Source organism: Nocardia spongicola (genome assembly GCF_047200775.1).
Lineage (GTDB): Bacteria > Actinomycetota > Actinomycetes > Mycobacteriales > Mycobacteriaceae > Nocardia.
The window spans coordinates 21,887-34,536 of the sequence record NZ_JBJZOO010000019.1 but is presented as its reverse complement, the minus strand read 5'-3'; the positions used below and the strand labels follow the sequence as shown (position 1 = coordinate 34,536).

The window sequence follows — 12,650 nt, the reverse complement described above, 5'->3', positions numbered from 1 at the left end:
AAGTGGCTCCTTGGACATGGGTTAGTGTGGTCCGTTCGACGAATCGCCGCCGCAAGCGTTGACACTAGAAATATATCTTATATTCTCTCTTATGGTCGTAGTCCTATTGCGGCGATTCTCAATCAAATCCGAAGTAGCCCACTGAAACTGGGTGAAGCACACGGAGGTGGAGCCATGGCGTATGTCGAGGTTGTTCTGAATCAGAAGGGGGGTGTCGGCAAGAGCACCCTGACCGTCAACTTGGCTGCTACGACAGCTGATGCCCTCACCGGATCCGACCCTGACGCGTTTTCTCCGGTCGCGGCCGTCAGTATCGACCCGCAGGGGTCGGCGGTTTGGTGGGCCGACAGGGTGAAGTCTTTGCCGTTCCATATCGTTCAGGCGCACGACAATGTCGATGGCCTGCGAAATCTCAAAGAGGGCAATCGCATTCAGCATATATACGTCGATACTCCCGGCTGGATCGGCCAGGAGGACGGCGAGAGCGACAGCGATACGCTCGGCAGCGGTGCGTCAGCCGATGCTCTTCGTGCAGTGCTCGATCTTGCAGACCATGTTCTGGTGCCTGTCGAGCCGGAGCCTCTGAGTTTCGATCCAACAGCCCGCACGATCGAAAAGGTCATCAAGCCACGCGGTTTGGATTTCACTGTGGTCATCAACAATTGGGATCCGCGCGACGGCGACTCAGATCTCAAGCAGACCATGAACTACATCAATCGCGCCGGATGGCCCTTGGCCAACACCGTGATTCGGCACTACAAGGTCCACACTCGGGCTGCGGCTGACGGACTCGTTGTCACGGAGTATCCCCGGAACCGTGTCTCGATGTTGGCACAAGCGGACTTCAGCAAGCTGGCTCTGGAGCTGAAGGCAGGAGCCCGCTGATGGCAAAGGGAGGACGTGCCGATTTTGCCGATCTCCTGGACTCGACCGGTGCGAACTCAACGGTCGATGGGCACAATGCGCCGGTGGCTCGTGAGCAGGCGCCTCGGCCACATGTGCCTGACGGGAAGCCGTTGGAGATCAGCCTCGAAGACCTCATCGGCAATCCCCTCAATCCGCGCGAGAAGGTCAATGTCGACGATCTCGCATCTATCGCGGAGATCCAGCTCCAACCCGCACTCATCGTGGATCGTGGCACGTTCCTGAAACTGTGGCCGGATCTCGAATCGCACCTCGGGTCAGCCAAATATGTCGTCGTCAACGGGAACCGGCGCTTGCGGGCGGCCCACGAATATGGACGCACCACCCTCGAAGTCGTCATCAAGAATGAAGTCGCAGCGACACGAGCGACGCTTCGTGCGGCATCGCTTCGCGAAAATGTCGAACGAGAGAACCTCGACGTGATCGACGAAGCGCGGGGGGTCCAGGCGCTCGTGGACGATTGTGACGGTAATGGTGCCGCGGCCGGACGGCAGCTCGGAAAATCGAAAATGTGGGTCTCGCAGAGGCTCACACTGCTGAAGCTCGCCCCGGAACTGCAAGCGAAGTTGCGGGCGGGTGAGCTGGCGGTCCGGGATGCGCGTGAACTCGGCCGTGTACCGGAGCCGGAGCAGGTAGCTCGATGGGCGGCGCTGTTCGAGAAGAAGCTCAGCAGGGATGACGACAGCACCGGTTCGAAGCCGGAGCCGCGGAATATCGACGCTACGAAGATCGCTAAGACGTTCAAGAAATGGGGCGCAGGCACCGATGTCCTTGCCTCGGCGCTCTATACCTACCTCGACGGAGACGGTGTTACCGATCTGATCGAGCAACTGAACCAGATCTCTGTCTCCAATGGTCAGTAGATCGCTGACTGCGGAGATTCGCTGAGCTTCCGAAGCATGCGACGCCCCGGTGGTCGACTGTGTGGGAAGTTTGCGAGGGGGTGGGTAAACCGCGGTTTACCCACCCCCTCGCAGTCTGCGCGCGCTTCATCAGAGGACTGGAGGGTAAACCGCGGTTTACCCGAGAGTTCGAGTCACACTTGGTCGCGCGGATCGAGCAGGGTCTCGTCAACCGAACGGTCTCACCCGACTCCTCTGCAAAGTCGGCGCCATCACCTGGGTCGAAGTGGGACTATCGAGGAATGGCAGAGGGAACAGCCGACGGCCCATCCGATCTATTGCCACCGATCGATGTGGCTCAGGCTCGAATTCTGACCAATGATCCGAAAGCTGCATCGCAACCGCCGCCGCCCTGGTTTACCGATACCCCGGTTTACCGGCCTACGTCGTCCCGATGATATGCGCTTCTCGGCCTCATTAGTCCTGCTCTGGCGTCCGAACCAGCCCAGATCCGGTAGTTCGAGGAGAACCGAGAGGGTAAACCGCGGTTTACCCTCTCGGCTGCAGTACGCGGTCCACCCGAGCTTCGGCGGCATCGAGTAGGGATTCTATGTCTGCCAGCGATTCGAGTCCGCGCTTCCGAGCGGCGATACCTCGCTCGAAGTATTCGCCGAGCGGGGGAACGTGATCCTCGGGTACGAGTGCGGTTTCTGCGGGGGGTTCGTCGGCTTGTCGTCGTTTTCGCGGGCGATGGGTGGGAGCCCGGCCGAGGAGGTGAGATGCGGTGATCATCCCGATCGAGCCGGGGGTGAGTGGAGTGGGTCTGAGGGCGGGGCGACCGTCGCGATCGAGTGCGAAGAGTAGCGGGCCGGGATCAGTGGCCTGTCGGTCGGTGTCGTCCTCTGGGAGGCTCTGCCGTTCGAGGTGGTACTCGAGAAGGTGGACCGCTGTCGGTCGCGGGACGATATCGAGAACTGCTGACCACCGGCGGAAGGCTCCGACGGGGCAGAGGGACGAGCCTTCGGTCGCGTCGAGAGTTGCGAGGGGACCGGATCCGACTGTGACTCGTTCGGATGTGACAGTGATTTCACACCGCGTGAGAGAGGCTATCCGAGCAAATGGAAGTCCTGAGCGGATCAGGTGCAGAATCACCGCATCGCGGCGGCCGAAAAGCCCTGCGGGCCATCCCCAGACCGGCAGGTTCGGCAGGATGTTGTCGACAAGATCTCGAAGCCGTGCTGTCCGGTCGGTGCGGGCAGCGTTCAGAGTTTCCCTGAGATCGGGGGCTCGGCCGGGTACGGGTAATCCCGCGGCACGGTGGGCCCAGTTGATGGCGGTAAGCCGACCTCGTTGTGTGGCCAGTGCGGCCGGTGCGGCGGTGAGGTATGCACCGACCACGGTCGGATCGGCGGGCAGTGGCGTGTGACCGTGGGCAGTGCACCAGTCTGTGAAGCGTTCCCAGTCGTATCGGTAGCGTATCGCCTGGTCGGGGTTCACCATGGCAGGCGGATGACGGCGTTGCCGACGAGGGGTGCGTGTTCGCGGGCGTAGACGCGCAGCATGGCTACCGACTTGTGCCGGGTTTGGCGTTGGATCTCATAGTCGCTGGCACCGAGTCGGTGGCTTTGGGTGACGAAGCCGCTGCGCAATGAGTGTCCCGCGTATGTGGCTGCCTCGTCCTCCTCGTACCCGACTGCCATCAACCGGCGGCGGAGCATATCGCCGACAGCTTCTGCGGTCAGGGCGGTGGAGGCGATGTTGCCGTGCCGGTCGACTGCCCGGAAGGCCGGGTTCTTCGGGTCTGGGAGTTCGGGCCAGCGCCCACGACACACATGCCGTTCGTAGCTGTCGGTGGTCTTGTTCAACAGGCGTTGTACGTGACTGCGGCCGCCGGCATCGTGGGCGGTCACCAGGCCGAGCCAGCGTCGCCAGGCGCAAGGCGGGCAGGTGGAGGGGACGGTGCCGCGCGGGAGCGCGACCACCACTTCCTCCTCCTGCGATCCCTTCGAGATCCGCAGTCGGACGTGGAGTCCGTCGTGCCGGTGCGGGGCTATGTCTTCGAGCCATCGATCGGTCATCTCCGAGGCTCGGAATGCCCCGGTGAAGCCCATCAGCAGCAATGCGGCGTCGCGGTGAGCTGCGATGCGTCGAGCGTCGGTGTCGGCCTGGCGCCGGGCCTCGTCGATCAGTTCGCGGACATCGTCGACGAGGACGGGTTCGGCGCGTTTGGGTCTGCGTTCGCCTTTGTCCCGGCAGGCTCTGCGGATACCGTTCAGGACCTCGGCGACGATCCGCGCCGAACCAGGATGAGGGAAGCCTGCCGCACGGTGGCGGTCTCCGATTGCGGCGACCCACCGGGTGAGTGTCGGTGGCGCATAACGTCGTCGGCCCTTCTTGTCACGCAGCGCGGCGGCTTCGCTGATGTAGAGCGCGACGGTGAGTGGGTGGGTGGGCAGCGCTTGGTGCCCCCGTGTCGTGTTGTCTGCGCACCAGCGTTCGAAGCGCCGCCAGTCGGTCGCATAGGAGCGAATCGTGTTACGTGCCTGTGCTGTTGCGGTGGACTCCCCGATCAGCCGAATGTCCTCATCGGACAGTACGGGCAACGGTGTTGTCGCCAACTCATGGTCGGAGTCCACGTCGGTGATCCCGAGCGGCGTCAGCGCTTCACGGACTCGTTCGACCTCGGTGCCCGCCAGCGCTGGTGGCTTCACTGGACGGTAGAGCTCGATCTCGGTGCCGGTCACGTACGGAGCTTAGCGACGCAGACCGACATCTTCACCGGCACAGCTGGATTCTGTGTGGATGGTGTCTGCGCACGATCGGTTGCTCCGAGGTTCGGGGGAGCGCAGCTCTGTGAGAGCATGAGCGACATCGGTGACGGCCTCCTCCGCCCTTGATCTCTTGTCAACGGATAATAAAAGTATAAAGATACTGACTTATTGCAATCTAAGCATTTAATGTGGAACTCGTCGAGTGTCGGGAAGGGTGGGGCCGGTCACTGGCCTCCCACGTCTCCGACCGGCTGCATTCGCCGGTGTGGGGTGGAAAACTTACGACAACTCCAGGCGTGGCCGATTCGGAGTGCGGTATTCGACGAGCTGTGAGCGCCTGTCCGCAAACTTCGAGGACCGTCGCAGTGGTCTCTTGGCGATGAGGCGAAGCAAGGGGCAGGCACGTAGGGTGAGTGACCATGCCGTATGAGCTTCCGGAGTGGGCCGCCTCGCGGCTTCGCGGAGTGACTGTCGCCGAGGTCTTCCAGGTGCTCGAGGCGCGCCGCAGGTGGGCGCGTCCATCGATGGGAAGTGAACTACACGTCATACTGATAGCGGGTAGGACCGACGCCGGCCGTCCGATCATGGTAGCGGTACATGAGGTCGCCCCGTTCCACTCGGTGATCATCGCCGCTGGTGAGATGAGTGGCGGTAATCTGGATACGTTCACGAAATGGGAGGCCGAGGCCGATGAGCCGTATGAAGGATGACACGGCTGCGCTGTATGACGCGCTGGTCCAGGCCCACGGGCCCGACTTCGATATCGACAGCTTCACCCCGGATCCGGATGCCGCACCGGTCGATGTTCCCCGGCTGGAGGACCCGAACGACTTGGTGATGCCGCTGGAGGTGACGTTGCGTTTGCCGTGGCCGGCGTTTCAGCGACTGCAGGATCGCGCCGCGCAGGCCGACGCGAGTGTCGACGAACTCGTTTCCGAGTGGGTGACGGTGGAGGCCTCGGCCGAGGACTCGGTACCACGCGACGCCATCCTGCACATGCTCGCTCAACGCCAGCAGCCCCGTTCGGCTTGAGTGTTCCCGGGTACGGGGCGTCCCGGAGTGGTATTCGCGTCGAGAGAAGCCGTCCTGACGTGACGGCTGTCGAGCGCTATAAGACGGTTCGGCCGGTTAGCCCACGGACCGCGCTCGACGATTGAGCGCGACCCCCGCCAGCAGGTGGGTTCGTATGGCTTCCCGCCCCGCTGAAGGGCTTCACTCACATTTCTTCCCAGGAGATCTGGTGGATGTCTGGATCAATACGCAGATAGCGGTACCCAGTGTGGTCCGCCCCTTCTACCCGCTGTGTTGAGACGTGACCGCCACTTCTCGCGGAAGTTCCGCTGGATCGCGTAGAAACCCATAGGTGCGTCACGGTGACAAAACTCGCCGGTGGCCCGGGAATCGGGTGCGGTGGGCGCGGGACATCGGATATCCATTGCATTCCCGCCGACCCCAGTCAGGAACAGGCATTCTCTCGATGAAATAAAGCTGACCTGCAGATTTACTGTCCTGACTCCGGATAACTTCCCTTATCCGGAGTGACACCAAAAAACACTACGGTGAGACACCCTCGGTAGAGACTTCTCCTGCATACTCTCAGTCGACTTGCTTCCAGAGTTTGTGTATGAGCGAGCTATTCGCTACATTTATGTGCATGTACATGGATCGACCAGTGGGTGACGGTGCCGATTCAGTCGGTAGCTTGGTCGACGACTGGTTTCAGGTTGACGTCTTCGTGTCCGCAGTCGATGCCAACCTGGGAAAATGGTTGACCGATCACTACGGGATCGGACTCACCGAATACCATGCCCTGCGCCAGCTCGGCGCGGCGCCGAACAAGGAGCTGCGGGTCAATGAACTGGCCAACCGGATCGGCCTGAATCAAAGCTCGGTGACACGCCTACTCGGCCGCTTGGAGGCCAGGAGCCTCACGCACCGCGAGACCTGTTTCGAGGACGGACGCGGCGTATACGCGGTCATCACCGCGGAGGGCGAAACTCTCATCGCGGATGCACACGATCCATACCGGACACACCTCGAACACGTCCTACAGGACATCGCGAGGACCTCCTCCGCGCCCGACGCACGCACTGTCGGTCGAGCACTCGCGAATATCAGCCGACTCCCCACTCCCTGACCGGGCGAACCCGAACACGAGCGTTTCCGCCGAACCAGGCAGGCACCGTCTTTTTTATATAAATGTATGCACAAGCATTTTTTGGAGGTGACGTCTATGACGACCACAGTCGAGATCTATGTCGACTACGTATGCCCCTACTGCTTCCTTGTCGAGGACGCGGTCAAGGCGCTGCAGCGCGACCGCGACATCGAGGTCGTGATCCGCCCCTTCGAACTCCGTCCCGATCCTGTGCCGACCCTGCGGCCGGAGGACGAGTATCTTCCGCGGGTTTGGGAGGGATCGGTCTACCCGATGGCGCGTGAACTGGGCGTCGACATCGTACTCCCCACGATCTCTCCGCAGCCTCGGACCGAGCTCGCCTTCATCGTCTTGCAGGTCGCCGAGGAACGCGGCGTCGCGCAGGAGTACTCGACCGCGGTATTCCAAGCCTTCTTTCAACACAACCGCAACATCAGTGACGAATCGGTCCTTCTCGACATCGCCGCATCCGTGGGACTCGACCCACACGAAGTGGCGACCGCGTTGCACAGCGCCGAGCGGCGCGAGCGCCAACAAGCGGCGCAGCACCACGCCACCGAAACCGTGGGTGTGCACGCGGTGCCGAGTTTCCTCGTGCATGGTCGTCTCCTGTCCGGAGTTCTCGACGTGTCCTCCCTTCGGAAAGCCGTCGACAGTGCGACAGCCGTAGGGAATCGATCATGACGAACGCGACGCTCACGGCACTGATGAGCAAGGCGGTCGCGTACAGCACGCAGCATGTCGAATCGGGAGGAATTCCCTTCGCAGCGTAGGTCGTTTCCGACGACGGCTACGCATCCGACTTCGGTGTGAACCTGGTGTTCGAAACCGGTGATTTCACCGCGCATGCCGAGATCGTCGCGATGCGTAACACACTGCACGACCGCAACCTCACCGACCTACAGGGGATGCGGCTACTTGCCACCGGCGAACCCTGCGGACTGTGTTTGAGCTTCGCAATCGAGCACCGTATCGACAGTGTCCACTTCGCGGTCGACACCGCAACCGCAGCACGCTGCGGGTTCGACTACCGCGCCAGTTACGCACGCCTCGGAATCGACCGCGCACACGCAGCGATCTCCATCGAGTAACTCCCCGTGGACCAGGCACTCGAACCCTTCACCCGTTACCTGCAACTTCACCTCGCTCCAGACCCCGACCTCCAACCCGGAGGACCGAAAGGACAATCATGAGCTGGCTCTATCTCGGAATCGCTGTCATCTTCGAAATCACTGTTGCCATCGCCGCAGGGAAAGCAGCGGGCTTCACCAACCTGCGATGGACGATCGCGACTCTCGTCAGCGGTGGCATCGCGACCTACTTCCTCAGCCTCGCGCTGCTCACCTTCGACGTCGGCGTCGGCTACGCGATATGGACCTCGGTCGCAGGCGTAGGGATCGTCCTGCTCGGCGCTCTGCTGTTCCACCAACGACTCGACTGGCGAAAGGCGCTCGGCATCGCCGTCGTCGTCGGAGGAGTCGTCGGACTCCAACTCAGCGGCGTCGCCTGAGCAGCCATACCCGCACTTCTCGAATAAAGCGCGACTTGATCGAAAGGACCGAACAGTGACCACTCGCACCACCGATACCGTCGATACCCAGGAAACCACCGAACGAAGCAACGACGCCCGCGCCTGGCTCGTCCTACTCCTGGCCGGAATGTTCGAGGTCGGCTACGCCCTGTCCGTCGGCGGAAGCCGCGGATTCACCGTCCTGCCATGGTCGCTCGTCGCGATCGTCTTCTTCCTCCTCACCCTGTTCGCGCTCAGTGTCGCCCTCAAAAAGATCGACGTCGGAATCGGCTACGCCGTCTGGGCCGGTATCGGCGCGGTCGGCGCGGCACTCCTCGGGCCGATCTTCTTCGATGAAACACTCACCCCGATCAAGGCATTCTGGTTGGCCGTCGTCATTATCGGCGTGATCTGGCTCAAGCTCGCAGACCGCCCTGCCGACGCTTAGCCACGATCCGTGGATATGGTTCAGTCCGGCTGCCGGACGGATATGGCTCGTCTTCGAGTGCGATACCGTGACCGCGGCTTCGAGAGGGGTGGAAGAACGACGCACCGACCCCGGCTGGATCGAACCCGAGAACCAGGATCAGCGCGGATCCGGACTTCGCTGTACTCAGGGCGCTCCGCCTACGGTAGCTCGGTCGGCGAACTGGCCGGGCTGCCGGTCTTCTCCGGCCGGTCCGCGGTAGGCCTGCGCGACGGACATCCACCGCCGTGCCGGCTCGGTCTCCCCGCTCAGTGCGAGGTCTTCGGGGTGGCGTCGGCGGGTAACGAGTAGCGCGAGATCCCATGCATTGCCGGTGACGATGTCGGCACCCTCGGGGTTACCGATCGTCCAGTGCTGACCGCTCGGTGAGTTCAGCTCGAAGCGGAGGCCGAGTTCGGCAGGAGGTTGCTCTCCGCGGCCGAGCCAGCCGAATTCCCTAGTATGGTAGGCGAATTCACAGATCGCGCGCACGTGATCGCTCGGTGTGCGCAGGGTTCCGAAGGTGTCGCGGATATCCTGGCCGTGGGCAAAAGCCTCGGTGGTCCCGGCCATGGCAAGCACGGCGGCCGGAATGTCATTGACCAGCCAGGGCAGCATGCGGTTGCCGGGCAACGCATCGAGGGCGGCGACGGCTTCGGCGGCGACATGTTCCCACGTCGCAGTGAGATCGACCTGGTTCTTGGCGAGCAGTGGTTCCATCGAAGCGGCGACGTCGCGGTTGAAATTCCCGCTGAGCTGGGCGAGCAGCGAACGGAAGCCCTCAGGATCGGTTGCTGCTTTCGTGGCAAGGCGATAGACGCTGATCAGGTGTGCGACCTGGTGGCGAACTGTCCAGCCTGTCGCAGGTGTTTGGGTGTCCCAGTTTTCGCCGCCGAGGTCGGTGAGCAGCGCGGTCACGGCCTCGGCCTCGAACCGGAGAGCGGCGATAGGGAGGTTCTCCGCCGAGCTGGATGTTGGCATGTCTCTCCTCGATCGGTCGGGTCGATGCACGCACTGTCTACCAGTCCGGGTGCGTCAGGGGTCGGACAGATTGTTGTCAGGTTCCCGCCACCACTCTCGATCCGAGCGAACCGGCCTCACCTGCGAAGACGGGTTGCTCACCCCTCCGATAGCCCGGCAGCGCACAGGACAAGACGTCCTGATGAGCAGAGTGCTTAACGTTTTGGATGTCGACACAGGTGCTCGAGCCTGACCGTCCAACCGATCAGAGGGGACAATCGTGGCGCTCACTACCACAGAGACCACTACGCTGGAGGCGTTCGCTGACACGGTGATCCCTGGTCGTAAGCGGCATGAGCACGACCGTGCGATCGCGGGTGTCTCGTCCCTGCCAGGGGCGGTGGAGGCAGGCGCGCTGACCGTGTTGCAGGACCCTGCGGCCGGCATCGAAGACGGTATCGCCGAGATGGCCCATCTGCTCAACGACCACGCTCGTGCGCGGGCAGCGGAAATCGGAGTAGCGGTGGGAGCGGATCTCCCTTTCGCCGACCTCGACTACTCGGCACGGAGGGGATTGGTAGCCGATCTCAGTGCGCCGGGCGCACCGCTGCGTGACTTCTGGTTCCTGCTCGCCTTGTTCTCCTATATGGCCTATGACTCGGCGCCGCACCGTGATACCGCCACCGCGATCGCCGAGGGGCACCCCGGACTACTCGCCCTCGGATTCGCTCGGCCGGACGAGAACGGGCATTGGGGCTTCGAGCGAGCGAGTTACCGACAACCTATGGCTCGGCTTCATCCCGACACCGATGAGAACGGAAATATGCCGTGAGCGTTCATGAAGACACTGTCGACGCGGTTGTTATCGGATCCGGTTTCGGTGGCGCCATCACGTCCTTCCATCTCGCCGAGGCCGGTGCGAGTGTTGTCGTGCTCGAACGCGGACCACGTCTGGAGGGCGAGGAATTCCAGCAGAGCTTCCAGTTCGGCAGCTCGAGCACACAGATCTTCGATTTCACTGCCGGCGACGGTATGAGCGTGCTGGCCGGTAATTGCGTGGGCGGAGGCAGCGTCGTGTACTTCGCCGCTATGCCGCGAGCGCCCCACTTCGTGTTCGACCGCCGGGGCTCGCTCAACCGGCCGCTCTGGCCTGCCGCGATCGACCGCGCCTCGCTCGACCCCTGGTATGACCGTGTGGCACAGGCACTACCGGTCACCCGGCACGACTGGGATGATGTGAGCTACCCCGGGGGCATATGGGCGCGGATGTGTGACCACGCCGGCTACACCGCCAACCCGTTGCCCTCGGCCGTCGACACCTCCCGCTGCACGAATTGCAACTGGATGATGTCCGGCTGCCGCGAGGACGCCAAGCAATCCATGCTGTTCAACTACATCCCCGCGGCCGAGGCGGCAGGCGCCGAGATCAGGCCGCTGCACGAGGTGCAGACGATCACTCGCACCGCGAACGACGAATACCTCGTCGAGTATCGCTTGGTCGACCCGGTCGATTACCGCGAGCACACCGGTCACGGCAGTATCCGATGCAAGATTGTGGTGATCGCCGCCGGGGCCGGGGCAACCCCAGTCATCCTGCAGCGTTCACGCGAGCGGCTCGGTGGCACATTGCCACACGCTGTCGGCAAGTATTTCTCCGGTAACGGAGAGCGGATCAATGTCGCGCTTCTCGACGACTCCCGGCTCCGCGAAGAGTTCGGGCTGGAGGCAGGCAACGGCTCGGCGTATCGATCGTTCCAGGTCGGTCGTGGTCCGGTGGTCTCGACCTGGGATCACCTCGACGCGAGCCGAGCCGAGTTCACTCGGTTCTCTGTCGAGCAGCTCTATTTCCCGCCCGGGCTCGGCACGATCCTCGCTCAGGCGTCTGCGCCCGAACCGGGCGGACCCGCGTGGTTCGGGCTGGAGAAGAAGCGAATGCTGGACGATTGGCAGTCGTGGCTGATGCTGTTCGAATTGATCGAAGACGATAACGAGGGTGTGTTCGGCGCCCCACCGCCTACCGGAAACGCGGTGCGGCTCAGCCAGCAGTTGCTCGGCCGCGGGACGCTGCGGTACCGGCCACGCGCGAGCACCCTCGCTGCCTGGGCGGAGGCCGACGACCTGGTATCCAGAGTCGTCGAGAAGCCAGGGTTCGGCACCGTCACCCCTTGGACGAACGACCTCGTCGGCGCCTATACCGTGCACCCATTGGCGTCATGCCGGATCGGTGACGACCCTGCGATAAGCGCATTGGACCCCACCCACGAATTGCGTGGCCACAAGGGGATCTTCGTTGTCGACGGATCGGCGGTGCCGACCGCCCTCACAGTCAACCCGTCCAACACCATCGCGGCTCTGGCCGAGCGTGCGGCGCCTCATATCGTGCAACGCCTTCAGGACCGTGGTGCTCATGTCAGCTATCGAGGCACCTTGCCTCGCTGATCCGCTATCGACGACAGACCAGGAAGTCCACATGTACGTTGAAACCGCACGCACTTTCAGCGCATCGCCCACCGAGGTGCATGCCACGCTGGTCGCTCCTGCCACCCAGGCAGCCAAAGCCGAGGCTCTCGGTGCGCTCGACTACCGCATGGCCACCAAGGCCGATGGTGACCGGCTCGAGGTCGTCACCCGTCGCCGCCTCGCAACCACCAGGATGCCCGAGTTCGTGAGGTCACTGGTCAATCCTTCGATAACTGTGGTGGAGACCGAGCGTTGGGATGCGCCGGGTTCGGACGGCTCACGCGTCGCGGAGTTCCTGCTCGATATAGACGGGGCACCGATCAAGCTCCGCGGTTCTACGTACCTGACTGTCGTCGATGGTGGCAGTCAGCTCAGGTGGACCGGCGATCTCGAGGCGACTGTGCCGTTCTTCCGTTCCAAGATCACCGAGTCCGCGGTAGCTTCCGTGCTAGAGACGATCGAGGTCGAGTACGAAATCCTGGAACGGACTCTCACCGGGACCCGCGCAGGCTGACCGACAATCGGATCAGCGATGACCATCTCACCTACACCACAACCA

Annotated in this window: 13 protein-coding genes and 1 pseudogene; 12 read left to right on the top strand and 2 right to left on the bottom strand. The window is 62.8% G+C overall.

Annotated elements, in window-relative coordinates; all coding sequences use genetic code 11:
- Positions 1–174: 174 nt before the first annotated feature.
- Positions 175–885: a nucleotide-binding protein gene (locus tag ACL02S_RS21750; RefSeq protein ID WP_412804329.1), complete on the top strand. Its 711-nt coding sequence runs from the start codon at positions 175–177 to the stop codon at positions 883–885.
- Complete coding sequence (locus ACL02S_RS21745; protein ID WP_412804328.1) at positions 885–1,787, top strand: ParB/RepB/Spo0J family partition protein; 903 nt, start codon at positions 885–887, stop codon at positions 1,785–1,787. The genes ACL02S_RS21750 and ACL02S_RS21745 overlap by 1 nt, the downstream gene beginning before the upstream one ends.
- Positions 1,788–3,259: 1,472 nt before the next feature.
- Here ACL02S_RS21745 and ACL02S_RS21740 read toward each other — a convergent pair.
- A complete protein-coding gene (locus tag ACL02S_RS21740) occupies positions 3,260–4,510 on the bottom strand; it encodes a site-specific integrase (RefSeq protein ID WP_412804327.1) in 1,251 nt (416 codons plus the stop codon).
- Positions 4,511–4,956: 446 nt separating this feature from the next.
- Here ACL02S_RS21740 and ACL02S_RS21735 point away from each other — a divergent pair, with 446 nt between their 5' ends.
- The 7 genes and pseudogenes from ACL02S_RS21735 to ACL02S_RS21705 all read left to right on the top strand — a co-directional run bounded on the left by ACL02S_RS21735 (position 4,957) and on the right by ACL02S_RS21705 (position 8,653).
- Positions 4,957–5,247, top strand: a complete 291-nt coding sequence (locus ACL02S_RS21735; RefSeq protein WP_412804326.1) for a hypothetical protein — start codon at positions 4,957–4,959, stop codon at positions 5,245–5,247.
- The gene (locus ACL02S_RS21730; protein ID WP_412804325.1) at positions 5,228–5,569 is read left to right on the top strand and encodes a hypothetical protein; all 342 of its coding nucleotides are present in this window, start codon (positions 5,228–5,230) and stop codon (positions 5,567–5,569) included. The genes ACL02S_RS21735 and ACL02S_RS21730 overlap by 20 nt, the downstream gene beginning before the upstream one ends.
- Before the next feature lie 628 nt (positions 5,570–6,197).
- Positions 6,198–6,674: a MarR family winged helix-turn-helix transcriptional regulator gene (locus ACL02S_RS21725; protein WP_412804324.1), complete on the top strand. Its 477-nt coding sequence runs from the start codon at positions 6,198–6,200 to the stop codon at positions 6,672–6,674.
- A 96-nt stretch (positions 6,675–6,770) separates the two neighbouring features.
- Positions 6,771–7,379 carry a DsbA family oxidoreductase gene (locus ACL02S_RS21720; protein ID WP_412804323.1) on the top strand — a complete coding sequence of 203 codons (609 nt, stop codon included), beginning with the start codon at positions 6,771–6,773 and terminating at the stop codon, positions 7,377–7,379.
- Positions 7,380–7,492: 113 nt separating this feature from the next.
- Positions 7,493–7,786 (top strand): annotated as a pseudogene (locus ACL02S_RS21715) (tRNA-specific adenosine deaminase); the annotation flags it as partial.
- 98 nt (positions 7,787–7,884) lie between these two features.
- Entirely contained in the window at positions 7,885–8,205 is a 321-nt protein-coding gene (locus ACL02S_RS21710; protein ID WP_412804322.1) for a DMT family transporter, read from the top strand.
- A 55-nt stretch (positions 8,206–8,260) separates the two neighbouring features.
- Positions 8,261–8,653 (top strand): DMT family transporter, encoded by a 393-nt coding sequence (locus ACL02S_RS21705; RefSeq protein WP_412804321.1) that lies wholly within the window; start codon positions 8,261–8,263, stop codon positions 8,651–8,653.
- Between the two features lie 165 nt (positions 8,654–8,818).
- On the opposite strand, the gene ACL02S_RS21700 is transcribed toward ACL02S_RS21705, so the two are convergent.
- Positions 8,819–9,652, bottom strand: coding sequence for a maleylpyruvate isomerase family mycothiol-dependent enzyme (locus tag ACL02S_RS21700; protein WP_412804320.1), 834 nt, complete (start codon positions 9,650–9,652; stop codon positions 8,819–8,821).
- 259 nt (positions 9,653–9,911) lie between these two features.
- Between ACL02S_RS21700 and ACL02S_RS21695 the strand changes: the two genes are divergently transcribed.
- Genes ACL02S_RS21695 through ACL02S_RS21685 form a run of 3 tightly spaced genes read left to right on the top strand, consistent with a single transcriptional unit; the run spans position 9,912 to position 12,605 of the window.
- On the top strand, positions 9,912–10,463 hold the full coding sequence (locus ACL02S_RS21695) for a DUF5987 family protein (protein ID WP_412804319.1): 552 nt from the start codon (positions 9,912–9,914) through the stop codon (positions 10,461–10,463).
- The gene (locus ACL02S_RS21690) at positions 10,460–12,070 is read left to right on the top strand and encodes a GMC family oxidoreductase N-terminal domain-containing protein (protein ID WP_412804318.1); all 1,611 of its coding nucleotides are present in this window, start codon (positions 10,460–10,462) and stop codon (positions 12,068–12,070) included. Before ACL02S_RS21695 ends, ACL02S_RS21690 begins: the two co-directional genes overlap by 4 nt.
- A gap of 31 nt (positions 12,071–12,101) precedes the next feature.
- A complete protein-coding gene (locus ACL02S_RS21685; protein ID WP_412804317.1) occupies positions 12,102–12,605 on the top strand; it encodes a DUF2505 domain-containing protein in 504 nt (167 codons plus the stop codon).
- The last annotated feature ends 45 nt before the right edge of the window (positions 12,606–12,650 follow it).

Bases quoted from the DNA above. Each gene is read 5' to 3' on its own strand.
- ACL02S_RS21725 (WP_412804324.1), top strand. From the start codon at position 6,198: ATGGATCGACCAGTGGGTGACGGTGCCGATTCAGTCGGTAGCTTGGTC.
- ACL02S_RS21730 (WP_412804325.1), top strand. From the start codon at position 5,228: ATGAGCCGTATGAAGGATGACACGGCTGCGCTGTATGACGCGCTGGTC.
- ACL02S_RS21750 (WP_412804329.1), top strand. From the start codon at position 175: ATGGCGTATGTCGAGGTTGTTCTGAATCAGAAGGGGGGTGTCGGCAAG.
- ACL02S_RS21685 (WP_412804317.1), top strand. From the start codon at position 12,102: ATGTACGTTGAAACCGCACGCACTTTCAGCGCATCGCCCACCGAGGTG.
- ACL02S_RS21745 (WP_412804328.1), top strand. From the start codon at position 885: ATGGCAAAGGGAGGACGTGCCGATTTTGCCGATCTCCTGGACTCGACC.
- ACL02S_RS21700 (WP_412804320.1), bottom strand. From the start codon at position 9,652: ATGCCAACATCCAGCTCGGCGGAGAACCTCCCTATCGCCGCTCTCCGG.
- ACL02S_RS21720 (WP_412804323.1), top strand. From the start codon at position 6,771: ATGACGACCACAGTCGAGATCTATGTCGACTACGTATGCCCCTACTGC.
- ACL02S_RS21710 (WP_412804322.1), top strand. From the start codon at position 7,885: ATGAGCTGGCTCTATCTCGGAATCGCTGTCATCTTCGAAATCACTGTT.
- ACL02S_RS21735 (WP_412804326.1), top strand. From the start codon at position 4,957: ATGCCGTATGAGCTTCCGGAGTGGGCCGCCTCGCGGCTTCGCGGAGTG.